22 protein-coding genes are annotated in these 25,309 nt (G+C 66.9%); 9 read left to right on the forward strand and 13 right to left on the reverse strand.

Annotated features, from left to right (window positions below):
• Window positions 1–35: 35 nt before the first annotated feature.
• The 4 genes from AC0WR5_RS19055 to AC0WR5_RS19070 all read right to left on the reverse strand — a co-directional run bounded on the left by AC0WR5_RS19055 (window position 36) and on the right by AC0WR5_RS19070 (window position 7,099).
• Entirely contained in the window at window positions 36–650 is a 615-nt protein-coding gene (locus AC0WR5_RS19055; protein ID WP_475869067.1) for a LolA family protein, read from the reverse strand.
• Between the two features lie 208 nt (window positions 651–858).
• Window positions 859–4,416: a DNA translocase FtsK gene (locus AC0WR5_RS19060; protein ID WP_475865385.1), complete on the reverse strand. Its 3,558-nt coding sequence runs from the start codon at window positions 4,414–4,416 to the stop codon at window positions 859–861.
• A gap of 12 nt (window positions 4,417–4,428) precedes the next feature.
• A complete protein-coding gene (locus AC0WR5_RS19065; protein WP_475865386.1) occupies window positions 4,429–5,607 on the reverse strand; it encodes an aminotransferase class I/II-fold pyridoxal phosphate-dependent enzyme in 1,179 nt (392 codons plus the stop codon).
• A 148-nt stretch (window positions 5,608–5,755) separates the two neighbouring features.
• The gene (locus AC0WR5_RS19070; protein WP_475865387.1) at window positions 5,756–7,099 is read right to left on the reverse strand and encodes an amidase; all 1,344 of its coding nucleotides are present in this window, start codon (window positions 7,097–7,099) and stop codon (window positions 5,756–5,758) included.
• Window positions 7,100–7,246: 147 nt separating this feature from the next.
• Between AC0WR5_RS19070 and AC0WR5_RS19075 the strand changes: the two genes are divergently transcribed.
• Entirely contained in the window at window positions 7,247–8,461 is a 1,215-nt protein-coding gene (locus tag AC0WR5_RS19075; RefSeq protein ID WP_475865388.1) for an FAD-dependent monooxygenase, read from the forward strand.
• A gap of 137 nt (window positions 8,462–8,598) precedes the next feature.
• On the opposite strand, the gene AC0WR5_RS19080 is transcribed toward AC0WR5_RS19075, so the two are convergent.
• The 3 genes from AC0WR5_RS19080 to trxA are packed head-to-tail and all read right to left on the reverse strand — an operon-like array spanning window position 8,599 to window position 10,428.
• Complete coding sequence (locus AC0WR5_RS19080) at window positions 8,599–8,796, reverse strand: Trm112 family protein (RefSeq protein WP_475869068.1); 198 nt, start codon at window positions 8,794–8,796, stop codon at window positions 8,599–8,601.
• 29 nt (window positions 8,797–8,825) lie between these two features.
• Window positions 8,826–9,470, reverse strand: coding sequence for an LON peptidase substrate-binding domain-containing protein (locus AC0WR5_RS19085; protein ID WP_475865389.1), 645 nt, complete (start codon window positions 9,468–9,470; stop codon window positions 8,826–8,828).
• Window positions 9,471–9,513: 43 nt separating this feature from the next.
• Window positions 9,514–10,428 (reverse strand): thioredoxin, encoded by a 915-nt coding sequence (gene trxA / locus AC0WR5_RS19090; protein WP_475865390.1) that lies wholly within the window; start codon window positions 10,426–10,428, stop codon window positions 9,514–9,516.
• Window positions 10,429–10,677: 249 nt separating this feature from the next.
• Here trxA and AC0WR5_RS19095 point away from each other — a divergent pair, with 249 nt between their 5' ends.
• Both AC0WR5_RS19095 and AC0WR5_RS19100 read left to right on the forward strand, forming a co-directional pair.
• Complete coding sequence (locus AC0WR5_RS19095; protein ID WP_475865391.1) at window positions 10,678–12,099, forward strand: hypothetical protein; 1,422 nt, start codon at window positions 10,678–10,680, stop codon at window positions 12,097–12,099.
• Window positions 12,100–12,200: 101 nt separating this feature from the next.
• Window positions 12,201–13,832: an AMP-binding protein gene (locus tag AC0WR5_RS19100; protein ID WP_475865392.1), complete on the forward strand. Its 1,632-nt coding sequence runs from the start codon at window positions 12,201–12,203 to the stop codon at window positions 13,830–13,832.
• Window positions 13,833–13,856: 24 nt separating this feature from the next.
• Here AC0WR5_RS19100 and AC0WR5_RS19105 read toward each other — a convergent pair whose 3' ends face one another.
• Window positions 13,857–14,360, reverse strand: a complete 504-nt coding sequence (locus tag AC0WR5_RS19105; RefSeq protein ID WP_475865393.1) for an Lrp/AsnC family transcriptional regulator — start codon at window positions 14,358–14,360, stop codon at window positions 13,857–13,859.
• 124 nt (window positions 14,361–14,484) lie between these two features.
• Here AC0WR5_RS19105 and AC0WR5_RS19110 point away from each other — a divergent pair, with 124 nt between their 5' ends.
• The gene (locus tag AC0WR5_RS19110; protein WP_475865394.1) at window positions 14,485–15,411 is read left to right on the forward strand and encodes a DMT family transporter; all 927 of its coding nucleotides are present in this window, start codon (window positions 14,485–14,487) and stop codon (window positions 15,409–15,411) included.
• Window positions 15,412–15,420: 9 nt separating this feature from the next.
• Here the strand turns inward: AC0WR5_RS19110 and AC0WR5_RS19115 are convergent, their stop codons facing one another.
• On the reverse strand, window positions 15,421–16,209 hold the full coding sequence (locus AC0WR5_RS19115; protein WP_475865395.1) for an exodeoxyribonuclease III: 789 nt from the start codon (window positions 16,207–16,209) through the stop codon (window positions 15,421–15,423).
• 199 nt (window positions 16,210–16,408) lie between these two features.
• On the opposite strand from AC0WR5_RS19115, the gene AC0WR5_RS19120 reads away from it, so the two are divergent.
• Together AC0WR5_RS19120 and AC0WR5_RS19125 are read left to right on the forward strand one after the other, a co-directional pair.
• Window positions 16,409–16,708: a hypothetical protein gene (locus tag AC0WR5_RS19120; protein ID WP_475865396.1), complete on the forward strand. Its 300-nt coding sequence runs from the start codon at window positions 16,409–16,411 to the stop codon at window positions 16,706–16,708.
• Window positions 16,705–18,339 (forward strand): methyl-accepting chemotaxis protein, encoded by a 1,635-nt coding sequence (locus AC0WR5_RS19125; RefSeq protein ID WP_475865397.1) that lies wholly within the window; start codon window positions 16,705–16,707, stop codon window positions 18,337–18,339. The genes AC0WR5_RS19120 and AC0WR5_RS19125 overlap by 4 nt, the downstream gene beginning before the upstream one ends.
• Window positions 18,340–18,528: 189 nt before the next feature.
• Here AC0WR5_RS19125 and AC0WR5_RS19130 read toward each other — a convergent pair whose 3' ends face one another.
• Complete coding sequence (locus tag AC0WR5_RS19130) at window positions 18,529–19,215, reverse strand: response regulator transcription factor (protein ID WP_475865398.1); 687 nt, start codon at window positions 19,213–19,215, stop codon at window positions 18,529–18,531.
• A 179-nt stretch (window positions 19,216–19,394) separates the two neighbouring features.
• Here AC0WR5_RS19130 and ribA point away from each other — a divergent pair, with 179 nt between their 5' ends.
• Both ribA and AC0WR5_RS19140 read left to right on the forward strand, forming a co-directional pair.
• The gene (gene ribA, locus AC0WR5_RS19135; RefSeq protein WP_475865399.1) at window positions 19,395–20,486 is read left to right on the forward strand and encodes a GTP cyclohydrolase II; all 1,092 of its coding nucleotides are present in this window, start codon (window positions 19,395–19,397) and stop codon (window positions 20,484–20,486) included.
• Window positions 20,483–20,965: a L,D-transpeptidase family protein gene (locus tag AC0WR5_RS19140; protein WP_475865400.1), complete on the forward strand. Its 483-nt coding sequence runs from the start codon at window positions 20,483–20,485 to the stop codon at window positions 20,963–20,965. The genes ribA and AC0WR5_RS19140 overlap by 4 nt, the downstream gene beginning before the upstream one ends.
• An 89-nt stretch (window positions 20,966–21,054) precedes the next feature.
• Here AC0WR5_RS19140 and AC0WR5_RS19145 read toward each other — a convergent pair whose 3' ends face one another.
• The gene (locus AC0WR5_RS19145; RefSeq protein ID WP_475865401.1) at window positions 21,055–21,708 is read right to left on the reverse strand and encodes a YggS family pyridoxal phosphate-dependent enzyme; all 654 of its coding nucleotides are present in this window, start codon (window positions 21,706–21,708) and stop codon (window positions 21,055–21,057) included.
• Between the two features lie 211 nt (window positions 21,709–21,919).
• Window positions 21,920–22,837 carry a porin gene (locus AC0WR5_RS19150; protein WP_475865402.1) on the reverse strand — a complete coding sequence of 306 codons (918 nt, stop codon included), beginning with the start codon at window positions 22,835–22,837 and terminating at the stop codon, window positions 21,920–21,922.
• Between the two features lie 541 nt (window positions 22,838–23,378).
• On the opposite strand from AC0WR5_RS19150, the gene AC0WR5_RS19155 reads away from it, so the two are divergent.
• The gene (locus AC0WR5_RS19155; RefSeq protein ID WP_475865403.1) at window positions 23,379–23,861 is read left to right on the forward strand and encodes a DUF3576 domain-containing protein; all 483 of its coding nucleotides are present in this window, start codon (window positions 23,379–23,381) and stop codon (window positions 23,859–23,861) included.
• Between the two features lie 104 nt (window positions 23,862–23,965).
• Here AC0WR5_RS19155 and AC0WR5_RS19160 read toward each other — a convergent pair whose 3' ends face one another.
• The gene (locus tag AC0WR5_RS19160) at window positions 23,966–25,225 is read right to left on the reverse strand and encodes a glycosyltransferase (RefSeq protein ID WP_475865404.1); all 1,260 of its coding nucleotides are present in this window, start codon (window positions 25,223–25,225) and stop codon (window positions 23,966–23,968) included.
• Window positions 25,226–25,309: the final 84 nt, after the last annotated feature.

The raw sequence follows: 25,309 nt of genomic DNA on the forward strand, positions 1-25,309 counted from the left end.
CCGCCCCCGCTTTCATGTCCGCCCGGTGATCCGTCTCAGCGCTCGTTGTTGGGATCCACCGGCGTGGCCGCATCGATGTCGAACAGGCTGTTGTTCAGTGAAACGCCGGTCTTCATGTCACCCAGCGACACGGTCGTCGTGCTGCCGCTGTCGTCATGCACCACCCACTGGCGCAGCTGCACCGGGTTGTCGGTAAAGACCAGCTCGATATAGCCGTACTCGGGGTGCTCCGGGTCCTGCGCCCGCACCACCGTACCGGGCCCCTCCTCGGCGTGGGCCGTCACCATGTTGGTACGCGCCAGGTCCACGTCCTTCTGCAGGATGATGCCCAGGGGAGTCTTGCTCAGCGGATAGGTCGCCGGGCCGCCGTGCGACTTGGGATCGAAGACCGCGACCGCCCCCTGGCTGGCCAGCACCATGGCCTCCTCGGGCGGGTCATAGTCGAACCGCATCCGCCCGGGTCGCTTGATATAGAGGTTCCCGGTCGAGACCGACCCGTCATCGTTGATCTGGGTGAATTTCGCCTGTGCCGTCTGAAGCGAGTTCAGGTAGGCGGAGAGATCCGACAGCGGGATCTTCTCGGCCAGTGCCGGAGTGGCAAGGGCGACAATCGCGGCGGCGGGCGCCAGGAGGCGTGTAAGCATGTTCATGGCCAAGATGTAATCTCCGTCGGCGCTTCAATCCAGTAAGGAACGATCACGGGCGCTCACGGTTCCGCCGACCGGCGCCCTTTCGCCAGTGCCCCTACCCCGCGCCGACAGGTTTCCCTGTCGGAAATATCCTCCGGGGTGAATTTCGCTGAAAGCGAAAGAGGGGGCCGATGGCCCCCTCTCCCCTTCGTCACGTCTCCGCCCGGCCCTATTGCTCGGGCACCAGGATCTCGCGCTTGCCCACGTGGTTCGCCGGGCTCACCACGCCTTCTTCCTCCATCTGCTCCACCAGGCGCGCGGCCTTGTTGTAGCCGATGGCCAGCTTGCGCTGGATGTAGGAGGTAGAGCACTTGCGGTCCTTGATCACGATGGCCACGGCCTGATCATAGAGCGCATCCTCGCCGTTGGTATTGCCGCCGGTGTTCAGGCCCAGCACCGCGTCGATATCCTCGGCGCGCTCGTCATCCGGGCCTTCCACCACGCCGCCGATATAGTCGGGCGGACCGTAGGCCTTGAGGTAGTTCACGATCTCCTCGACCTCCTCGTCGCTGACGAAGGGGCCGTGGCAGCGGGTGATCTTTGCGCCACCTGCCATGTAGAGCATGTCGCCCATGCCCAGCAGTTGCTCGGCGCCCATCTCGCCAAGGATCGTGCGGCTGTCGATCTTCGACGTCACCTGGAAGGAGATCCGGGTCGGGAAGTTGGCCTTGATGGTACCGGTGATCACGTCCACCGAGGGGCGCTGCGTGGCCATGATCAGGTGGATACCAGAGGCCCGCGCCATCTGGGCCAGACGCTGGATGCAGGCTTCGATTTCCTTGCCCGCGACCATCATCAGGTCGGCCATCTCGTCGACGATGACGACGATATAGGGCATCTTCTCGGGCTGGATCTCCTCGGTCTCGAAGACCGGCTCTCCGGTCTCGTCGTCGAACCCCGTCTGAACCGTGCGCGAGAACATCTCGCCCTTGTTCAGCGTGTCCTGCACCCGGCCATTGTAGCCGTCGATGTTGCGCACGCCCATCTTCGACATCTTGCGATAGCGGTCTTCCATCTCCGCCACGACCCATTTCAGCGCCACCACGGCCTTCTTCGGATCGGTCACCACCGGGCTCAGCAGGTGCGGGATGCCATCATAGACCGACAGTTCCAGCATCTTCGGGTCGATCATGATCAGCCGGCATTCCTCCGGCGTCAGGCGATAGAGAAGCGACAGGATCATCGTGTTGATCGCCACCGACTTGCCCGAACCGGTCGTCCCGGCGATCAGCAGGTGGGGCATCTTGGCCAGGTTGGCCACCATGGGCTCGCCGCCGATGTCCTTGCCGAGCGCCAGCGGAAGCTTCATGTGGCTGTCGCCGAAATCGCGTGCCGAGAGGATCTCGCGCAGCACCACCATCTCGCGGTTGTCGTTGGGCAGTTCGATGCCGATCACCGAGCGGCCCGGCACGGTGGACACACGCGCCGAGAGCGCGGACATCGAGCGCGCGATGTCGTCGGACAGGCCGATCACCCGGCTGGCCTTGAGGCCCGGCGCCGGTTCAAGCTCGTACATGGTCACCACGGGGCCGGGGCGCACGCTGACGATCTCGCCCTTTACGCCGTAATCGTCGAGAACGCTTTCCAGCATCCGGGCATTTTCCTCCAGTGCCTCGTCCGACAGGACATGACGCTGGATATTTTCGGGGTTGGTCAGCAGGCTCAGCGGTGGCAGCTCGTATTTCGCCTCTTCCGGGTCGAACCCCAGAACCGGCTGCGCCTCGGCACGGGCGCGGCTCGAGGGCTGCACCGCCTTGCGTTCGCCATGCTGCACGACCTTCTTCTGCTCTGCCGCGGGCAGGCGCATCTCCGCCCCCTCTCCGCCGGCAAAGGGCAGGGTGTGCGGATGATCCGCGACGCCGGGCGCCGGGGCACCGTAATCGGCACCAAACGGGCTCTCGTCGTCATAGTCGTCCTCATCGTAGTCGTCGTTCAGGTCGTCATGGCCGCCAAACGGGCCAGCGTCGCGCTGGATCACCCGGGTGGCCGTGGCCTCGGCCAGGCTGCGGCGTTCGGGCGCGCGCACCTTGGGCTCTGCCGCGCGGGCAGCAGACAGCGGGCGCGGCGCCGGAGCAGGCGGCTCTTCACTGCGCTGCCAGCTCTCGGTACCGAACTCCCCGGCATAGTCGGCGTCGTAGTGCTCGGCGAAATGCTCGGCGGCAAACGCGTGATCGGCAAAGGCCTCCTCGTCCGCCTCGACAGGGGCCTCGGGCGAGAGGGCAGCCGTGTCATAGCCATCCTCGTAGCCGTCGTCATAGCTCTCTTCGTACCGCGCTTCGTGGGCCGGAGCGGCGTGCTCGGCGGCCGGCACCGGGCGATAGGCCGCAGGCTGCGGTGCCCGGCTGGCGGTCAGTGGCGGTTCAGGCGGCAGCTGCGCATGGGCCTGGGCGGCGGTCAGCGGCGGCTCTGCCGGACGGGCCGCGGGCGCGGGCGCCGGGGTCGGATTGAAGATCAGCGGCTTCGGGCCGCGGGCGCGCAGGCCCTGGCGCTGCAGCGCGGTGCCGGTGGGCTCGGCGGTGCTGCGCCCCATCGGCGTCTTGCGGGCACGCGAGCGCACCGCACTGGCAATCTTGGCCTTGATCCGGTCATCCTCGCCGCCGTCGATCTCATCCATATGGGCAACGGGCTCCGGCTCGACCAGCTCCTCGGGCGGCAGCTGCGGCTCCGGGCGGCGGATCAGACGGCCCAGCAGGCGCGGCTTGGGTTCCGGCGCAGGCTCGAACTCGGGTTCCTCATAAACCGGCTCTTCCGCCGCATAGTGATCCTCGGCATAGGCCTCCTGGGCATAGCTGCGGTGGGCCGGCGCCACGATGCGGCCCCGGCCGTGATCGCGGCGATCCTCCTGGTAGCCCTGGTGATAGGCCGCGTCGTCATAATCGTCGTCATCCACCAGGCGTTCGTCATAGGGCTGATCGTCCCAGAGTTCCTGCTGCTCCCAGTCGCCGTGGTCCCAGTCCTCGGCGGCATAGGCCACGGTATCGGCCCGGGCGGCCTGACGGCTGCGGTGGCGTTCGATGCGGGCACGGCCCCGTTCCTGGGCGCGGCTCGCGGCGCTGCCGGCGGCCCGCATGGTGCTGTGGGCCCCACGGCCCAGCAGCTTCAGCACGAAATCATAGGCCAGAACGATGCCCACCAGCACCAGCCGGAAGGCACGGCGCAGCTCGGCCATGGTAAAGCCCATCACGAAGAGACCCATGACGACCGAACCGACCCCCAGCACCAGCGACATCAACTTTACACCCGCGCTCAGGCTCATGGGCAGCAGGCCCAGGAAGGCGCCCAGCACCGTGTCGCCAAAGAGCCCGCCCAGCCCGAAGGCATGGGGCCAGTCGGAGGCCGGAGTCAGGGTACCCCCATAGACAGAGACCAGCGCCACGAAGACCGGCGCGAACATCAGCCGGCCCAGGCGCCCCTCGTCGACCCTGTGCAGGGCAAACCGCCCGCCCCAGACCAGCGCCAGCAGGGCAATCGCCCAACCGCCGATACCAATCACCATCACGATGGGCGCGGCGACAGAGGCCCCGAACCGCCCGAGCCAGTTCCGGACCGGGGCATCGCTGGCAGACATCCAGGAGGGATCATTAGGCGAATAGCTCAGCAGCATCGCGGAAATCCCGAGCCCCAGCACGATCAATGCCAGCCCGATCAGTTCCTTGCTGCGTTTCTCGATAGCTTCCTGCACGGAGCTGTCGAAAAGCGGATCCCGCCCTTTCGTCTGAAATGCCATTACGCCTGCTCCTTACCTGAAAAGACAGTCACGCAGGCGCGTCAGCCCCGTCACCATCTCGTCTTTTGGGGCCACCATGGCGACCCGGATATAGCCCGCGCCGGGGTTGTCGCCCCCCGTGTCGCGGCTGAGGTAGGCGCCGGGCAGAACCCGCACCCCCGTCTCGGTCCACAATTTCAGTGCCGCCTGCTCGCCGTCTTCCACCGGCAGCCACAGGAAGAACCCGGCCTCGGGTCCCTGATAGCCCGGCACGCCGGCCATCACCGCGTCGGCGGCCTCGTATTTCTCGTGATAGAGGCGGCGGTTCTCGACCACATGCGCCTCGTCCGCCCAGGCCCGCTCGCTGACCCGCTGCAGCGGCATCGGCACCGGCGCCCCGGAATAGGCCCGCAGCTGCTTCATGCGACGCAGGCTCTCCGGACCGCCCACGGCAAAGCCCGAGCGCAGCCCCGGCAGGTTCGACCGCTTCGACAGCGAATTCAGAACCACCACGCGCTCCGGGTCGGCGCCCATGTCACGCGCCACCTCCAGCGCGCCCACGGGCGGCGTGTCACGGTAGATCTCGGAATAGCACTCGTCGGCGAAGACCTTGAAATCATACTTTTCCGCCAGGGCGAGCAGGTCACGCCAGTAGCCTTCACTGGCCACGGCGCCCTGCGGGTTCGCCGGCGAACAGATATAGGCCGCCGCGGTCCGGTTCAGCACCTCTTCGGGCAGCGCCCCGTAATCGGGCAGATAGCCGCCCTGCCGCGTCGCCGGCACAAAGACGGGCTCGGCCCCGGTCGAGATCGTGGCGATCATGTAGACCTGGTAGAAGGGGTTCGGCATCAGCACCGCGGGCCGTTTGCCGCCCTTCTCCTCCGGCACCAGCGCCATCCCGAGGTTGTAGAGCCCCTCGCGCGAGCCGTTCAGCGCCATCACCTGGGTGTCGCCGTCGATGCGCACGCCATAGCGGCGCGCCACCCAGCCGGCAATCGCGTCCTTGAGCTCCGGCGTGCCGTCGTTCAGGGGATAGCGTGCAAATTCATGGGCATGATCCGCAACGACCTGCGGCACCCAGTCCGGAAACGGGTGCTTGGGTTCGCCGATGGTCATATGCATCACCTCGCCACCCGGCTGATGGTGGTCGAGTAGCGCCCGCAGACGCGGGAATGCATATTCCGGAAGGTTCGAAAACCGCTCTGGAAACATATGGAACTGCCTCTGATACGGGATCGTTGCGCCCCGTTTGCGCTTACCGTAACGCAGAAATGCCCAGCCCGTCCAGCATCATGGCCGATTTGCAACGTTGATGTTGCCCAATCACACAACCTTCGGGCGGCGCGATTTCGCCGCCACCCTACGTTGCGCCGGACAGCGCCGCCTCAGCCGCCGCGGCAACCCGCGCCAGGGCCTCGTCCTGCATCGGCTTGCCCATCAGCATCAGCCCGCAGGCGGCACGCCCCGTGGGCAGGGTGATCGCCGGCAGTCCCATCATGTTTGCCACCCGCGTGTTGCGCAGCGCAAAGAGGTTCTCGGTGGCGTAATACTCAGCATCCTCCAGCATCCGCCGGGCATTCGGCGGCAGCGTCGGCATGGTCGGGCAGATCACCGCGTCGTATTGCGCCATACGCAGGTGCCAGCGCTCGCGTTCCATCTGCAGCTTTTCCCAGGCCTCGACGTAATCGGGGGCCGAAACCGCGGCCCCGGCCCGGAACCGTTCCAGGATCGGCGGCCACATCAGGCCCGGGTTGCTCTCGATCAGGTCCCGGCTCAGACCATAGGCCTCGGGCGCGAACAGCAGTGCAGAGAGAGGCGCCGCCAGTTCAAGCTCGGGCGAACGCACCTTCTCGATCACCGCACCGGCGGCCGCCAGCCGGGCCTCGGCCTCCATGTAGGCCTCCAGCGGCGCCTGCCGGATCTCGTCGAAGACCACGCTCTGCAGCACCCCGATGCGCATGCCCTTCAGGCTGGCGCCCCGCAGGTCCGGCGCGGGTTTGCCCTCGATCGCGGACAGCAGCTGCACCGCATCGCCCAGGCTCTTCGCCAGCGGTCCCACCGTATCGAACCGCCGTGCCAGCAGCACGACGCCATCGAGGCTGACCCGCCCGTGAGTGGTCTTGAAACCCACCAGGTTGTTCCAGGCCGCCGGCGCCCGCACCGAGCCCCCGGTATCCGAACCGATGGCCCCTGCCGCCAGATCGAAGGCCAGCGAGGCCGCCGCCCCGGAGGATGAGCCCCCCGGCACCAGGTCCTCGCCGTTCACGTTCGGCGGCGTGGCAGCCACCGGGTTCAGCCCGATGCCGGAGAAGGCCAGCTCGCTCATGTGCGTCTTGCCAAGGCAGACCAGCCCCGCCGCGGACCCGTTGCGCAGCACCCGCGCATCCTCCTCGGGCACCCGCCCCTTCATCAGGGCAGTTCCCGCCTCGGTGACGATGCCGGCACTGTCGAAAAGGTCCTTCCAGCTCACCGGCACCCCGTCCAGCGCATGAACCCGCGTGCCGTTCTTCGCCCTTTGGCTGGCCGCCGCCGCCTCGGCCCGGGCACGCTCGTGGGTGACCACGGTATAGATCCGGTCGCGGTGTGGATGGGCGTCGATGGCCGCAAGGTAGGTCTCGCAGAGCTCCGCCGGATCGATCTCTCCCGCCCCGATAGCCCTGCCCAGTTCCACCGCGCCCATCCGCAGCCAGCTCGCCTCGCCCATGTTCATTTCCCTGTTCCAAATATCCCCGCCGGAGGCACCGCCCCCCTGGGGCGGTTTTCCGCGGCGCGTCGTCGCGGCGACGGTACCCATGGTGCGCGGCGGGGACAATCCCGTGGACATTCCTTTCGACGCGCGCATATTGGCCCCATGGAACATGACAGCGATATCCTGATCGTCGGCGGCGGCCTCAACGGGCCCGCCCTGGCCCTTGCCGCGGCCCGCGCCGGGCTTTCCTCCACCGTCATCGACGCCCTGCCCGCCGCGGCCTTCGCCGGCGACGATTTCGACGGCCGCTCCTATGCCCTGGCCCTTGCCTCGGTGCGGCTGCTCAAGGCGATCGGCATCTGGCACCGGGTGGCGGACCATTCCCAGCCGATGCTCGACATCAAGGTCTCGGACGGCCATGCCGGCGAAGGGGCCAGCCCCTTCTTCCTGCATTTCGACCACGCCGAGATCGAGGAAGGCCCCATGGGCCACATGCTCGAAGACCGCTACCTGCGCCGCGCCTTCCAGGACGCCATGGCCGAGGAACCGCTGATCACGCCCCTTAACGGCGAAACGGTCCTGTCGCAGGAGATCACCCCCACCGCGGCCACTGTCACCCTCGCCTCAGGGCGCATGCTCTCCGGCCGGGTCCTGGTCGGCAGCGACGGCAAGCGCTCCGGCACCGCGCTGCGCGCCGGCATCAAGCGCCGCGGCTGGGGCTATGGGCAGACGGCGCTGGTCTGCGCCATTGCCCACGAGCTGCCGCACGAGGGCGTCGCGCACCAGTTCTTCATGCCCCCCGGCCCCCTCGCCATCCTTCCGCTGCCCGGCAATGTCTCCTCCATCGTCTGGAGCGAGAAGGACGCCACCGCCGAGGCCATCCAGGCGCTCGACGACGAGGGGTATCTCGCCGCCCTGCGGCCCCGTTTCGGGAATTTCCTCGGAGAGATCTCGCTCGCCGGCAAACGCTTCACCTACCCGCTGGGCCTCTCGGTCTGCGAGCGTTTCGCCGACTGGCGGCTGGCGCTGATCGGCGATGCCGCCCATGGCATGCACCCGATCGCCGGGCAGGGCCTGAACGCCGGGCTGCGCGACGTGGGCGCCCTGGCGCAGGTGCTCGACGAGGCCCAGCACCGCGGCGAGGACATCGGCGCCATCGACGTGCTGCTGCGCTACCAGGAATGGCGCCGCTTCGACACCTCGACGCTGGCCATGGCCACCGACCTGACGAACAAGCTGTTTTCCAACGACAACCCGCTGCTGCGGCTGGGCCGCGACCTGGGCCTCGGCGCCGTGGCCCGAATGCCCCGGCTGCGCCGCAGCTTCATCCGCGAGGCCGCCGGGCTGACCGGCGACCTGCCGGCACTGATGCGCTGAAGACATGGGGGGCTCTACCCCCGCCTCCCGTGCCGGGAGCCTCCCCCGGGATATTTCCGGCCAGATGAAAAGAGCCGCCCGAGGATCCAACAAGGATCCATGGGCGGCTCTTCAGGTTTCATTCACCCGGCATCGGCTCACGCGTCTTCGGAAAGCGGGCGCGCCTCGTCGACCAGCATGATCGGGATGCCGTTGCGGATCGGAAAGGCCAGGCCCGCGGCCTCGGAGACCAGCTCTTGCCTGGCGGCATCGTAGCTGAGAGTCGCGTGGGTCTCGGGGCAGACCAGCGCCTCGAGCATGCGGCGGTCAAAGAGGCTCTCTTCGGCCTGCGGCATGTCCTTCGGGGTCTCGGAAGCGGTATCGGTCACTGGATCATCTCCTGTCCGTCGCCGCCACGCAGGGCATATTCCAGCAGGGTGACAAGCGTCTCGCGGCGGGTTTGCAATGAGGGCGCCTCGAGCAGCGCCTGTTTTTCCTCGGGGTCGAAGTTCAGCAGCATCGACAGCGAATTGATCAGCAGCTCGTCATCGGCGTCCTTCATCGTGTCCCAGTCGGTCGACAGCCCCTGGTCCTCGAAGTAGCGCGACAGCAGCCTCAGGAAGCTCTCACGGGAGAAGCCCGGGTCATGCTCGGTGGGCCCCATGTCCGCATCGAACCCTTCCCAGTCGACCTCGAACCGGCGGTAGGGGGTAAAGCCCTCGACCTCCTCGCCGACACGGAACCGCGAGATCCCCGTCAGCGTGACCATGTACCGTCCGTCCTCGGTCTCGGAGAACTGGGTCAGCCGGCCGGCACAGCCGATCTGGTAGAGGCCGTTGTCATCACGGCCCGGCACCTCGTTCGGCTGGATCATTCCGATGATCCGGCCGGGTGTCTTCAGGCAATCGTCGAACATCGCCAGGTACCGCGGCTCGAAAAGGTGCAGCGGCAGCCGTGCCCGGGGCAGCAGGAGCGCGCCGGGCAAGGGGAAAACCGGGATGACATCGGGGAGGTCTACGCGCTTCATCATGAGAACAACTCTAGGACGCAACGCGGATCGGGAAAGGCCCCGATCACGCGAAAATCATCGAGCTGAGTTTTCTGCGACCGTTGAGGGCGATCGGATCCTGCGGTTTGAGAGCCTCGAAGATTGTGAAAAGCTGCTGCTTGGCGGCGCCTTCGTTCCATTCCCGGTCACGGCGGAACAGGTCCAGAAGCTGGTCCACGGCCTCCTGCACGGCGCCATTGGCATAGAGCGCCTGGGCCAGGTCGAACCGGGCCTGCAGGTCGGAAGGATCCGCCTCGACCTTGGCGGTCAGCTCGGCGACCGGGCCGGCGTCGGCGGCCTGCCGGGCGAGTTCCAGCTGGGCGTGGGCCGCTTCGAGTTCCGGCGCGGTGGAAATCTCCGCCGGCGCGCCGTTCAGTACCGCCTCGGCCTGGTCCAGATCGTCCATCGCGAGATGGGCGCGCACCAGCCCGCCATAGGCGGCGGCGTTCTTCTCGTCTTCCTGCAGGATCGCGGCAAAGGTCTGCGCCGCATCGGCAGCAGCCCCTTCGGCCAGCATTTCCTCGGCCGCGGCCACGGCCTCTTCCAGACCGCCGTCGTCACCGGCCATCCCGGCCAGCTTGTCGACGAAGGCCTTCACCTCCGAGGGCGGCAGCGCGCCCTGGAAGCCATCCACGGGCTGTCCCTGGAAAAAGGCATAAACGGTCGGGATCGACTGGATCCGCATCTGTCCGGCGATCATCTGGTTCTCGTCGACGTTGACCTTGGCCATCCTGACCTTGCCGCCGGCGGCGTTCACCGCCTCTTCCAGCGCCGGGCCCAGCGTCTTGCACGGGCCGCACCAGGGCGCCCAGAAGTCGACAATCACTGGCACTTCCTGCGAGGCGTCGACCACTTCGGTCATGAAATCCGCCTCGGATACATCCTTCACGTAGCCACCCGCGGGGGCAGCATTGGCATTTCCGGTTCCAAGCTCGATCATGGTGAGAGCTCCCTATCCCTGTTTCTTGCGCTCTATATGGACCCTAACGTCAGGTTTTCCAAGCGGTCCGCAGCCGTCGCAAGGGGCCGCCATTCGCGGCACACATGGCTGCCATCGCTTGCCTTCCCGCGCAGGGCGAGGCTATCTGGCTGGAAACACTGGCTGAACGGGGCCCTCGGCCCCCAAGGGCCCGCCGTGCCGGCTGCTCCCCTGCCGACATGACCGCAAGCGGGCCGCGAAAGGCAAGGCATGCGCTTCTCTCTGCCCGGCGACACCACCCCATCTCTTCCCGACCGGCTGGTCGGCATCACCCTCAGTCTCGTCGTCCTCTCGGTGATCATCGGCAGCTGGTTCGATTCCACCCCGGCCCGCTGGGTGGCGGGCTTCTCCACCATCGCCTCGATCGCCCTGCTGACCCCCCGCGTCCGCCCGTCGCGGCAGGTCTTCGTGGGGCTCAGCCTGGCGCTGGCGGTCTATGCCCTGCTGACCAGCCCAGACTGGGCCGCGGTGCTCGGCAAGGCCCTCGGCCAATCCGCCTTCATCCTCGCCTTCTTCTGCGCCCTGGCCACCCTGCGCCACGCGGCAGAGCTCTCCGCTGCGATCACCCGCGCCGCCGTCTACCTCGCCAGCCAGCCCCCCGGCCGGCGCTATTCCGCGCTGGCCATCGGCGGGCAGATCTTTGCCCTCGTGCTGAACTACGGCGCGATTTCCCTGCTGGGCACCATGGCGCGCAACTCGGCCGAGCGCGAACCCGACCCCGAAATCCGCCAGATCCGCAAGCGCCGCATGGTCACCGCGGTGCATCGCGGCTTTGCCAGCAGCCTGTTCTGGTCGCCGCTGGCCTTCTCCGTCGTCATTTCCACAACCGTGATTCCCGGCGCCACCTGGGGGGCCATCGTGCTGCCCGCGCTCGGCTCGGCCGCGCTGATGACCGGGATCGGCTGGCAGATGGACAGCATCTTCAAGCCCAGGCTCCGCCCCGGCCAGGCCCCGGCCCGCCCGGAGGGCGAGCCGGACACCGTCCACGCCCTGCTGCCTGTGCTCTACCTGCTGCTGCTCATCGCCGTGCCGGTGGTCGTGGTCCACGTGGTACTGGGCCTGCCCGCTTCGCGCGTCGTCCTGCTGATCGTGCCGGCGGTTTCGGGCCTGTGGCTGCTGCGCATGGCGCCCAGTGGCACCGCCGGGCTGCATCTCACCGGCCACGTCTCGCAGTTCGTCTTCTCCGAGCTGCCCTCCTTCCGAAGCGAGATGGTGCTGCTCTCCATGGCCGGTTTCATCGGCAGTGCCGCGGGCGCCCTGCTGGCCCCGCTGGTGGCCCAGACCGGCCTCGATCTCACGGTGATTCCCGTCTGGCTCCTGCTGATCCTGCCGATCGTGCTGATCCCGCTGGGCGGGCAGATCGGCATGAACCCGATCCTCTTCGTCTCGCTCTTCGGTCCGCTTCTGCCGGCCCCCGAGGTGCTCGGGATCTCGCCGGTGCCGATGGTGCTCGCCCTGACGGCAGGCTGGGCGCTCTCGGGGCTCACATCGCCCTTCACCGCCTCGGTCATGCTCTCGGCACGGCTGGGCGATGCCACCCCGGCCGATGTCGCGATCCGCTGGAACGGCGTCTTCTGCCTGATCTGCGCCGTGGTCCTCTCGGGCTGGGTGCTTCTCTTGGCGGCGTTCTGATCACGACAGCGCGCCCGGCGCGCCTCATCCGGACATCCGTTTGACCCCCGGCCCCTGATCTGTACCCTTTGCCCCTGCAGCAACAGACAGAGGTACAAGACATGGGCTGGATGGCCGATGAAACCGGACTTGGGCGCTGCGAGGCGAATTTCGCGCCCCTGACACCGCTGAACAATCTCAAACGCGCCGCCAAGATCTGGCCAGACCGCGAGGGTCTCGTCTACGGCAGCTTCCGCAAGACCTTCTCCGAATATCTCGAACGGGCCACGCGGCTGGCCTCGGCATTGGCAGGGGCCGGCGTCCAGCCCGGCGACGTCGTCTCGACGCTCCTGCCCAACGTTCCTGCCCATGCCGAGGCGCATTTCGGCGTGCCGGCCTGTGGCGGCGTGCTGAACACGATCAACACCCGGCTGGAAAGCCAGACGATCAGCTACATCCTCGAACACGGTGGCGCCAAGGTGGTGCTCTGCGACCCCCAGCTGATCCCCGTGCTCTCCGATGCCATTGACGACATGGAGGGCGAGCCGCCCCTTGTGATCGAGGTGGCCGACCGGCAGGCCGGCGTGCGCCCCTTCGGCGACTACATGGAATACGAGGATTTCCTGGCCACCGGCGATCCCGATTTCGGCTGGCTGATGCCCTCGGACGAATGGGAGAGCATCGCGCTCAACTACACCTCCGGCACCACCGGCCGGCCCAAGGGCGTGGTCTATTCGCACCGCGGCGCCCACATGAACGCGCTCGGCTATGCCACCGGCTGGGGCATCCCGCTCTACACCCGCTATCTCGGCGTGGTGCCCTTCTTTCACTGCAACGGCTGGTCGAAACCCTGGCTGCTGCCACAGCTGGGCGGCTGCATGGTCTGCATCCGCGACATCAACGCCGGCACCATCTTCGATGCGCTGGCCGACGAGGGCGTCACCCATTTCGGCGGTGCGCCCATCGTGCTCTCGCTGCTGGTCAACGCCCCGGAGGAGGCCCGCCGCCCCCTCGATCACAAGGTCGAGGTGATGACCGCAGGCGCCCCCCCTGCCCCTTCGGTACTCGGCGCGCTGGAACCCATGGGCTTCAACGTCACCCAGGTCTTCGGCCTGACCGAAACCTACGGCGCGATTTCCATGTGCATCTGGGACGAGGCACGCGACGGCGACCGGCCACAGGCCGAACGCGCCGCGCTCAAGGCCCGGCAGGGTTTCCCCCTGCCTTCGGTCGACGACACCGCCATCATCGACGGCGAAGGCAACGTGCTGCCCCGCGACGGCGAGACCCAGGGCGAGGTCGTCATTCGCGGCAACTCGGTGATGAAGGGCTACCTGAAGAACCCGCGTGCCACCGAACGCGCCTTTGCCGGCGGCTGGTTCCACACCGGCGACATCGGCGTGCAGCACCCCGACAACTACCTGCAGATCTCCGACCGGGCGAAAGACATCATCATTTCGGGCGGAGAGAACATCTCCTCCGTCGAGGTCGAGGGTGTGCTGATGTCCCATCCCGCGGTGATGCTCTGTGCCGTCGTGGCGCAACCGGACGAGAAATGGGGCGAGGTGCCCTGCGCCTTCGTCGAGCTGAAGGACGGCAAGAACGTCTCGGAGGACGAGCTGATCGCCTTTGCCCGCGATCACCTCGCCGGTTTCAAGACCCCAAAGGCCGTGCGCTTCCGCGAGCTGCCCAAGACGCCCACCGGCAAGATCCAGAAGTTCGAGCTCCGCCGCGCCCTGCGCAACGCCGCGTGAACCCGCGGGCCTGATGGGGCGCCCTTACCGGCGCCCCTCTCCGCCCGTCAGGTGCCCCGTCGGCAGCGCCGTGGTGTACTTGACCTGGTTCAGGGCAAAGCTCGAGCGGATGTTCGACACGCCGGGGATCTGCGTCAGCCAGTCCAGTACAAGCTCCTGGTAGCGCAGCAGATCCTCGACCACGACGCGCAGCATGAAATCCGCCTCGCCGGTCATCAGGTAGCATTCCATCACCTCCGGCCGCCCCTCCACCGCATCGGTAAAGGTCTTCAGCGTGGCCTTGTCCTGCTGCATCAGCGTCACGTGGACAAAGACGTTCACCAGCAGTCCCAGCTGCACCGGGTCGGCCAGGGCCACGGATCCCCGGATCACCCCTCGCTCCCGCATCTCCGCCACCCGTCGCCAGCAGGGCGAGGCCGAGAGGTTCACCCGCTCGGCCAGCTCGGCATTGCTCAGCTCTGCGTCCTGCTGCAGCGCGTCCAGAATCCTCAGGCTGGCATCATCCAGCTTGGCGCGGGCCTTGGGCATATTTCACCTTTCGTTTGGCAAATTCTGGTCAAATTCACCGATATATCGCAATCACCCGGTTTCATAGGTCGGACATTTCTCCGAACGCCCGTCATTTTTCCCCTGCCAATTGTCAGGAAGAAGAATGTCCCTCGCCGAAGTCTCCGCCGCCCGCCCGATCGCCGCCCCCGCAACCCGGCTCTGGCTGGTGATGATGGTGGTGCTCTGGGGGCTCAGCTGGCCCGCCACGCAGCTGGCGCTGGTCACCATCCCGCCGCTCTGGCTCGCCGCCTTCCGCTTCGGCTCTGCAGCGCTCTGCCTCTTCGCCTTCGTCACCGCCCGCGGAGAGCTGCGCCTGCCGACCCGCCAGGACATGCCCATCGTGCTCTCCATCGGCCTGCTGCAGATGATGACCTTCACCGGCCTCGGCATGATCGCCATGACAAAGACCGACACCAGCCACTCGGTGCTTCTGGCCTATACCACGCCGCTCTGGACGGTGCTGCTCGGCTGGGCGCTCCTGCGCGAACGCCCCGGCCGGGCCCAGCTTCTCGCCGTGCTCACCGGCATTGCCGGCGTCGCGCTCGTCTGTTCACCGCTGGAAACCGACTGGTCGCAGCCCGGCGCCTTCATGGGGGCGGGCTTTCTTCTCACCGGGGCGATCTGCTGGTCGCTGGTGATCCTGCACGTGCGTCGTCACCGCTGGGGCGCGACCCCGCTCAGCCTCGCGCCCTGGCAGATGCTGCTCGCCACGATCCCGCTCTCGCTGATCGCCGCCACGCTCGAGGGCGCGCCCACCGGCATCGCCTGGAACCGGCACCTGGTCGAGCTGCTGATCTTCATCGGCCCCGTCGCCACCTCGGCCTGCTTCGTGATCTCGGCGGAACACGGGCGCCGCATCAGCACCTTCGCCATGTCCAACTTCACCCTCGGCGTACCGCTGATCGGGGTGATCTCGGCGGTCGTCCTTCTGGGCAACCGCCTGTCGCCGGTCTTCCTGCTGGGCCTTGCGCTGGTGATGGGCGGCATGATCCTTGCCGGGGTCGCCGCCCGCTCCGCCCAGCGGCGCTAGGCGCCCCCGCTACAGGTCGAAACTCGCGAAAACCGGGGCGTGGTCGCTGGGCTGTTCCCAGCCGCGCACCTCGCGCAGGATCCGGCTGGAATGCGCCGCGTTCGAAATGTCCGGCGTCGCCCAGACATGGTCCAGCCGCCGCCCCTTGTCGGCGGCGTCCCAGTCGGGGCTGCGATAGGACCACCAGGAATAGAGGTTCCCCTCCGGGATGTCCTGCCGGGTGATGTCCACCCATTTCCCCGCCGCCTGCGTCTCGGCAAGCTGCTCCACCTCGATGGGCGTGTGACTGACCACCTTCAGCAGCTTCTTGTGATCCCAGACGTCGTCCTCGCGGGGCGCGATGTTCAGATCCCCCACCAGGATCGCCTTTTCCGGCACCTCGCTGCGGAACCAGTCGCGCATCTCCGTCAGGTAGTCGAGCTTCTGGCCGAATTTCTCGTTGATCGTCCGGTCTGGCTTGTCGCCGCCCGCGGGCACATAGAAATTGTGGATGGTCACACCGTTTTCCAGCCGCCCGGCCACGTGCCGCGCATGGCCGAGGCCGGCGAAATCCTTGTCGCCCATGTCCTCGATCGGCAGCTTCGACAGGATCGCCACGCCGTTGTACCCCTTCTGGCCGCGCGCAACCATGTGCACGTAGCCCAGCTCGTGAAAGCGCTCCAGCGGGATCTTGTCGACCGGGCTCTTGCACTCCTGCAGGCACAGCACGTCCGGCGCGCCCTCCTCCATCAGCTTGCAGACGATCGGCTCCCGCAGGCGGACCGAGTTGATGTTCCAGGTGGCAAGGGTAAAGGCCATGACGTCCTCCTTCTGACGGGCGCTCCGGGATCGGCCCGCCGTGCCTAGCATCCGCCGCCCGGCGAGGGAAGCACCGCCCGGCCGAATGGGCCCTCCCCGAGAGGGCCCGCGAAGCCTGCCGTGAAATTTCTATCTTTAACCGCGCGGAAATGGATTGGCCCTATGCCGATGTCGGTAAGGGACCTGTGGAGAGGCCGCATTGAATACGGCAGCAATCCTTCTGACGATCTTCCTGATGGCGGTCATGGGGCCGGTGGTGACGCTGTTGTCACTGCCGCCTGCCAGCCACGGGCTGGTCCTCGTCATGGCCCCGCCATGGATTGATCGCGAGGCCGCCATTGCGCGCGCCGGCGGCAACGGTGTCGGCCCCGTGGCCGCGCATCTGGCCTCCCTGGCGCAATCCGATGATCCCGAATTCGGGGACAGGCTGCGCGCCGCCGGTCCCTTTCTCGTCGTGGACGGACAGGCCGTCGCGTCCCTGTGCGGAGTACAGACATGAACGTTAGCCAGAACAATTTCCGGCAGGCCCGTTACCGGGCGATGAAACGCAACATGCAGATGGCCCTGGCCCTTGTGCCACTGGCCCCGGTTGCCGCGCTGCTCTCCGGAAATGCACTGCTGCCGTCCCTGATCTTTTCGCTGATGATGGCGGGCGTCGCTTTTGCCGGCAATCAGATGGGGCACGCCACCGGGCGCCTGCTCGTCGGGCTCGGCCTGATCGGCCAGGCCATGGCCTTCACCGCCGCGCTCGCCGGAACCGCCTGGCAGATCGACAGCCACATGCTCTTCTTCGCCCTGCTCGCCATCACCATGTCGATGTCCGACGCCCGGGTGATCGTGGTCTGCGCCGCCGTCATCGCCGTGCACCACCTGGCGCTCTCCGTGCTGATGCCCTCGCTGATCTATCCCTCGGGCGACCTGCTCTCCAACATTGAACGGACCGCCATGCACGGCGCGATCGTCGTGGTCGAGGCCGCGGTTCTCTTCCTCTCGATCCGCCAGCGGCATGCTCTGGACGCCCAGGTAGCCGCGGCCGATCAGGAGGCCCGCGATGCAGCCAGCCGCGCCCAGGCCGACAGCGAGGCCGCCGCCCGCATTCAGGAGGCGGTGGTCGAAGGCCTTGGCTCGGCCCTCCAGCGGCTTGCCCAGCGGGACCTTTCGATCGAGATCGACACGCCGTTCGACCCCGAGCATGATTCGGTGCGGCAGAACTTCAATTCCGCCGTGGCCGAGCTGCGCGCGACGTTGCAGCAGGTCATCCGCAACGCCGCCGCTGTTTCCGAGGATGCCGACAGCATTGCCAATGCCTCGAACAACCTCGCGCAACGCACCGAGCGTCAGGCCGCCTCTCTGCAGGACACCGCCACCGCGATCCAGGAAATCAGTTCGAACGTCCGGGCCACGGCCGATGCCGCCCGTAGCGCCAGCACCGTGGCCGACGATGCCCGGGGCCAGTCCGAGGAATCGGATGCCGTGGTGCAACGCACCATCGCGGCCATGGCCGCCATCGAGCAGAGCTCCTCGGAAATCTCCAAGATCATCCTGGTGATCGAGGACATCGCCTTCCAGACCAACCTCCTGGCGCTCAATGCCGGGGTCGAGGCCGCCCGTGCCGGCGAGGCCGGCCGTGGCTTCTCCGTGGTCGCCACCGAGGTCCGCGCCCTTGCCGCGCGCTCCTCCACCTCCGCCCGAGAGATCAGCCAGCTGATCGCCACCTCGACCGAGCAGGTGAAAACCGGCGTGACCCTCGTCAATGAGGCGGGCGAGGCGCTGCGCCGCATTGCCGCCTCGGTCGCCAATGTCGCCAGCCTCGTGTCCCAGATCGCCAGTTCCGCCAACGAGCAGTCCAGCTCGATCTCGCTGATCGACCAGACCATGAAGGAACTGGATCAGGTCACCCAGCAGAACGCCGCCATGTTCGAGGAAACCAACGCCGCCTCCACTGCCCTGAACCGCGAGGCCGAGGAGCTGAGTCTGTTGATGAAACGTTTCCGCACCGGCGACCCGTCCCAGGGCCGGCGCCCCGCCATGGCTGCCCCGGTTGCGCCCCCTCCTCCCGCCCCCGCCGCGAAAAAGGTGGTCAACGGGCCGGCGGTCACCGGCTCGGACGACGGCTGGGACGAATTCTGACCCCCCAAGGATGCGAAAAGCCCTTCTATCCTGGTGTTTTCCGGCGCCGGACAGAAAAAAACCCGGGCCAGAGGCCCGGGTCAGTCCAACAGGGAGGTGCATATCAAACCCGGATATGCTCGGGATAGTTCCACCGGAACATGCGATTAACATACATTTCTTCTACTGTCCCTGAAAGTCAGGAAAACCTTACGCGACCAGCCGATATCCGCCGCTCTCGGTCACCAGCAGCCGGGCGTTCGAGGGATCTGGCTCGATCTTCTGACGCAGACGATAGATGTGGGTTTCCAGCGTGTGCGTCGTGACGCCCGCGTTGTACCCCCAGACCTCGTGCAGCAGCACATCGCGCGGCACGACGCTCTCGGTCGAACGATAGAGGTACTTCAGGATGTTGGTTTCCTTCTCGGTCAGGCGGATCTTCTTCTCGTCCTCGGTCACCAGCATCTTCATCGACGGGCGGAAGCTGTACGGCCCGAGCTGGAAAACCGCATCCTCGCTCTGCTCGTGCTGTCGCAGCTGCGCCCGGATCCGGGCCAGCAGCACCGGGAACTTGAACGGCTTGGTCACGTAGTCGTTGGCCCCCGAGTCGAGACCAAGGATCGTGTCGGCATCCGAATCATGCCCGGTCAGCATCAGGATGGGGCTCTTCACGCCCTGTTTGCGCATCAGCCTGCAAAGCTCGCGCCCGTCCGTGTCCGGCAGACCCACATCGAGGATGATCAGGTCGAACAGGCCTTCCTTGACCTTTTGCATCGCCCCGGCACCGCTATCGGCCTCGAAGACGTCGAAATCCTCGGTCATCACAAGCTGTTCGCTCAGGGCTTCGCGCAGATCGTCTTCATCATCGACCAGCAGGATCCGTTTCAATTGTGCCATTTCAAGGCCCTCCGTTTCTCTGATCACGACATGAGGAGCCTCTCGTGTTCCGGCAAGTTTTGCTGCAAAAGCCTCACGCGCTCGTGTTGCGATCACGGGAAATGTTTCAAACCTGTAGCGTTCCGCGCTAACAAGGCGCCCCAGAGCCGCCTCTCCGGCGCCCCGAACAGGACAGTTGCATGAGCCTCGCCCCCGATATCACCGAACGCCTCGCCCGGGCCCGGGCCGATCTGCGGATGGGCCTGCCCGTGGTGCTGGCCGGCCCCGACGGCGCCGGCGCCCTCGTTCTCGCGGCCGAGACCCTGACCACCCCGCGCCTGCGCGCGCTCCAGGCCCTGCCGGGGCGCCCCGTTCTCGCCATCACGGCCCGCCGGGCGGAAACCCTGCGCACCCGCGCCTATGACGGGGATCTTGCCCGGCTGCCGATGCCCGCGGATGCCGCGCGCAGCTGGATCTGCGCCCTGGCCGACCCGGCGGATGACCTCGCCGTGCCGATGAAGGGCCCGCTCACCGCCCTGCGAGAGGGCCCCGCAGACCTGCACCGCCTGGCGATCCGCCTGGTGAAATCCGCGCGCCTGCTGCCCGCGGCCCTGCTCCTCGACATCGCGCACCCCGAGGAGGTCGCCCGCGCCAATACCCTCACGCTCCTCCCCGACAGCGCCGCCGCGCATCTCGACCCGGCAAGTCCGATGCAGCCCGTCGTCTCCGCCCGCCTGCCAACGGTCTTCTCCGAGGCCAGCCGCCTGCATGTCTTCCGGCCCGAGGATGGCGGCGAGGAGCATTACGCCGTCGAGATCGGCAAGCCGCCCCGAGACCTGCCCGTGCTCGCGCGCCTGCATTCCGCCTGTTTCACCGGCGACGTCCTCGGCAGCCTGAAATGCGATTGCGGACCGCAGCTTCACGCCGCCCTCACCCAGATGGGCCAGGAGGGCGCCGGCGTGCTCCTCTATCTCAATCAGGAGGGCCGCGGCATCGGGCTCGCCAACAAGATGCGCGCCTATGCCCTGCAAAATCAGGGCTTCGACACGGTCGAGGCCAACCACCGCCTGGGCTTCGAGGACGACGAGCGTGATTTCCGCCTCGGCGCCGAACTGCTGCAACGGCTGGGCTTCGCGCAGGTCCGCCTGCTCACCAACAATCCGCGCAAGATCGCGATGATGGAGCAGAACGGCATCGCGGTAACCGAACGGGTGCCGCTGAAGGTCGGCGAAAACGCCCATAACCGCGCCTATCTCGCGACCAAGGCCGCCAAGTCGGGACACCTGCTATGATCCGCCTCACCCCCATGGGCCTGCGCATCGGCCATGTCACCTATCCCTGCACCCTCGGGCGCGGCGGCCTCACCGCCGACAAGCGCGAGGGCGACGGCGCAACGCCGCGCGGCCTGCTCACGGTGGAGCAGCTCTGGTACCGGGCCGACCGCATCGCCCGCCCGGCCCCCTGGGCGCGATCCATCGGCCCCCGCGATCTGTGGTGCGACGCGCCGGATCACCCGGCCTACAACCACCACGTCACCGCGCCCTTCCCGGCCAGCCACGAGGATCTGCGCCGCGCCGATCCGCTCTACGATCTCTTCTTCGTGCTCGACTGGAACTGGCCGCACGCGGTGCCCGGCCGCGGCTCGGCGATCTTCCTGCATCAGTTCCGCCGCCCCGGCTATCCCACGGCAGGCTGCATCGCGCTCCGCCGCGACCACCTGCATCGCCTGGCGCCGGAGCTTCCGCCCGGCACCCGGATCCTCGTCCCCTAGCCCCCACGGGATGAAAAAGGGCGCTCAACGGCGCCCCTTCATCTTTCCATAAATACGGATCGGCGCCCCTGCGCCACATGCCCGCCGCTTCAGCCGTAATCGCGCGCTCCGAACAGCGCCGATCCCACCCGCACATGGGTGGCACCAAAGCTGATCGCCTTCTCGAAATCGCCCGACATCCCCATCGACAGCCCGGTCAACCCGTTGCGCTCGGCGATCTTCTTCAGCAGGGCGAAATGCAGGCTGGCCTCTTCCTCCACCGGCGGGATGCACATCAGCCCCTCGACCGGCAGCGACAGCCCCCGGCATTCGGCCACGAATGCATCCGCCTCGCTAGGCAACACGCCCGCCTTCTGCGGCTCCTCTCCGGTGTTGATCTGCAGGAACAGCTTCGGGCAGGCGCCGGTCTCGTCGGCAATCCGCGCGATGGCATGGGCGATCTTGGGGCGATCCACCGAATGGATGTACTGCGACAGTTCCATCGCCTGGCGCACCTTGTTCGACTGCAGCGGCCCGATGATATGCAGCTCTATGCCCTCGAATTCCTCGCGGAACCCGGGCCATTTGCCGGCGGCCTCCTGCACCCGGTTCTCGCCGAAAACCCGCTGCCCCTCTTCCAGGACAGCACGCACCTTCTCGTCGGGCTGGGTCTTGGACACGGCGATCAGCGTCACCTCCGCGGGATCGCGCCCGGCCTCGCTACAGGCCTTCTCGATACGGCTCCGGATTTCGCTCAGCGACATGGTTCTTCCTCTTCTTCCGCCCCGCGTCCCGCCGTCCGGCGGCGCGGTCACCCAGGCCCCCCGCGGGGGCGTCTCCGGGGCCAAGGAACATCAACTGCGGCAAAGTTTCAATTGCCCAGACGAAAGCAGGCGCCCCGACCGGAGCGCCCGCAAAAGGAAAAGGGCAGATCCGAAGATCTGCCCTCTCGTACCTTACGATACGTATCGCCTATCAGAAGCTGAAGGAGATGCCGAAGTCGTATGCGGTGGTGTCGTTGATGTTGTAGACACCGCCGTGCAGGCCAACACCGTTGCCGAGGTCGTAGCCGGCGTCAACGCCAACACCGGTTTCGGAGGTGCCGTTAGCTGCGACTTCGTCGGTCGAGCCAGCTGCCAGCTTGTCGTAGTACATGACGTACAGGCCGAGATCCATTGCGGAGTTCACGTCGTACGATGCACCGGCAGTCCAGACACCGCCACCGTCTTGGTTGTCGGTGTAGCCGATGTTGAAGTCGAACATGGAGAGCGAACCGGAGACCGATGCTGCCCATTCAGTGGCCAGGACGTCGTAGGTGTCCATGTAGCCCAGAGCGAAGGTGTAGCCGGCGTAGTCGTACGAAACGTAGACGTCGGTGGTTTCTGCGGTCATGTCATAGGACAGGTGACCGGTGAAGCCGTCCATCGAGTAGATCAGGGCTGCGCCGGTGCTGCTCGAGCCGCGCGACGAGTAGCCGGGAGCGTTCTTCAGAGCGGACTGCCAGTTGGCGAGGCCGATCGTTTGGCCCAGGCCCGGCATGTTGTCCAGAGCGTAGTCGATGTTGCCGACTTCCAGCTTCAGGCCGCCGCCTTCAACGTACATTTGGGCGCCGCTGAAAGTTGCGTCTTCGGTGGTGAAGGTGTCGCCGTCGGTGTCCGAGAAGGTCTTGGACTCTTGCGAACGAGCGCGCATTTTGCCGCCGACGGTCAGGCCGGTGTCGGTTTCAACTTCGCCGACGAAGTCGAACTGGAAGCGTTGCTCGATGTAGGTGCCGGTGCCGTCAACGCCGGAGTCGGCGATACCAAAACGGCCGAAGCCGGACACGGAGACGTCTGCTGCAGCAGCACCGGCGGTCATGACCAGCGCGGTGGTTGCAAAGAGAATCTTTTTCATGATGTTTCCCTCGGTTTCTCAGTCTGCCCCAAGCCGGAGAATCCGAATTGGGCATGAGTGGTCTTTCTCTTGTTTCCCCCCTTCTTGGCAAGCACACCCGACAAAGCGGGGGAAAGCACATCGGGGATTGGTGCAACTCTGCCACACTCAGCCCCCACAGCCCCATGTTTCCGGCCTTTGCTCAGGCGTCCGCCCCCCACGGTGTCATTTATGCCACAGCCCGTTCCGGGGGGATTTCGGGCCTGTTCCTAAGGGTCTGCGGCCCTTTTGCCCGCCGTGGCCCGTGCGGGCCTCAAAGAGTCGCCAGGCCATCGCGCCACTTGGCCGTCCCGGCACCCGTCCCATTCTCCCCCGGAGCCCCGACCGTCTCGTGGTCGCCCCGCAGCTCCCGGATGAGCGCGCCCGCAACGCACGGCCATCAGGCGAAAGTTTTCCGATTCTCGCGGCATCTTCGCCGGTTGCCACGCCGATCCTTCTAAGGGCCTTGCTCCGCTCCGCCCGCTTCGTTAGATCGGGGTGAACCACTGGAACGGGGCACGACATGAAAATTTCGCGCGGAATCGGGATGATCGCCGGTGCAGCACTTCTGGCACTCTCGGCCTGTGGCAATTCCGGCGGCATTCCCGGCGACACCGAGAGCTACTCCGGCACCGGCGGCCGCAACGCGGCGCCCGAGAGCAAGAGCTCGGTCTTCGATATCTTCAAGATCACCGACGAGGGCCGCCAGGTCGACGTGAACCGCTATCTCTGGAACGCGTCCCTCGACGTGCTCGATTTCATGCCGGTCAAATCGGTCGACCCCTTCTCGGGCGTCATCGTCTTCGGCCCCGGCGTGCCCCCGGGCGGCGGCCGCGCCTATCAGGCCACCGTCTACATCACCGACCCCGCGCTCGAGGCCCGTTCGCTGAACGTCGCCCTGCAGACGGCAAACGGCGGCGCCGTGGATGCCGGCACCCAGCGGGCGGTCGAGGATGCCATCCTGACCCGCGCACGGCAGCTGCGCGTGCAGGCCGGCAAGTACTGACAGCGGGTTTCACCGCGTCACGTCAAAAGGAAGGGGCCCGCGCGGCCCCTTTTTCATGTCCGGCAATGTCCCGCCATGTCCGGCAATGTCCTGCCGGGCCCGGCTCACTCCGGAAGCGGCCCCGCCTCCGCCGTGGCCAGCCGCGCGACCCAGTCGAGCTGCCGCGGCAGGCAGATCGTCTTCAGGTCGTACTCGGCCACCACACTGGCCCGCGCCGCGGCGCCCAGGCGTTCGCGCAGAACCGGATCACCGGCCAGCGCCGCCACCTCGCGCACCAGCGCCTCGCGATCAAAGAAATCCACCAACCGCCCGGTCTCGCCGTGCCGGATCACCTCGCGCACCGGCGCGGTGTCCGAGGCAACCACCGCCGCGCCACTCGCCATGGCCTCCAGCAGCGACCAGCTGAGCACGAAGGGATAGGTCAGGTAGACATGCACGGTGCTGACCTGCAGCATCTTCAGGAACTGCGGATAGGGGATCTTGCCCAGGAAATGCACCCGCGCCCGGTCCGCCTCGGGGATCCCGTCCCAGACCTCGTCCTTGAAAATCTGCTTCCAGGTCGTGCCCGTCGGTGGCGCCGCCCCATAGGATACGCCCTCGCCCCCGGTGATCAGCACCCGCGCCCTGGGCCGCGCCCGCAGCAGCGCCGGCAGCGCCCGCATGAAGACGTGGTAGCCGCGATAGGGCTCCAGGTTGCGGTTCACGAAGGTGATCACCTCGTCATCCGCGCCAAGCTCGGGCCCCTCCGGCACCTGGAACCGGGCGGCCGGGTCGGGCCGCACCGCGCCGGTGTCGATGCCGTCGTGCACCACCTCGATGCGGTCGCGGAACCGTGCCGGAAAGGTATCGGCCTGGAACCGCGTCGGGCTGATACCGGCCTGGGCCAGGTCGAAATGCACCTGGTTGTGCAGGTTCTTCATCCGCAGCCGCAGCGGATCGGTGCCGTCGTCGGGCTTCTCGAACTCCGGGTCGAAGCCTGCCTGCGGATAGCCCGGCCTGTGGTAGAGCTCGCAATAGATGCCCAGCCGCGCCGCGGGCCAGACATCGCGCAGGAACATCGATTCGCCCCAGCCGGGATGCGCGATGATCACCTCCGGCGACCAGCCCGCCTCGCGCATCTTCACCGCCGCGCGGTAGCAGGCCTCGGCGCGGGTCACCTTGCTGTCCATGTCCAGCAGCCAGGGATGCACCGCCTGTTTGCGCGCGCGGCCCAGGGCATAGGGGTACATCTGCACCCCCTGCCAGATCCCCTCTTCCTTCACCCTCAAGGTCAGGGCCCGCACGTCATCGCCGCGCCGTGCCAGAGCCACCGCCAGGTGCTTGAACTGGCCGGGGAAATTCTGGTGAATGAACAGGATTTTCAACGCGCGCCCTCCCTGGCCCCCTCGCCTGCGGGTGCCAGACTAGCTGCGCCCCGCACCGCTTGAAAGCCACCATCCGCTTAAAAC

The organism is Pseudooceanicola sp. DL12, from assembly GCF_056270665.1.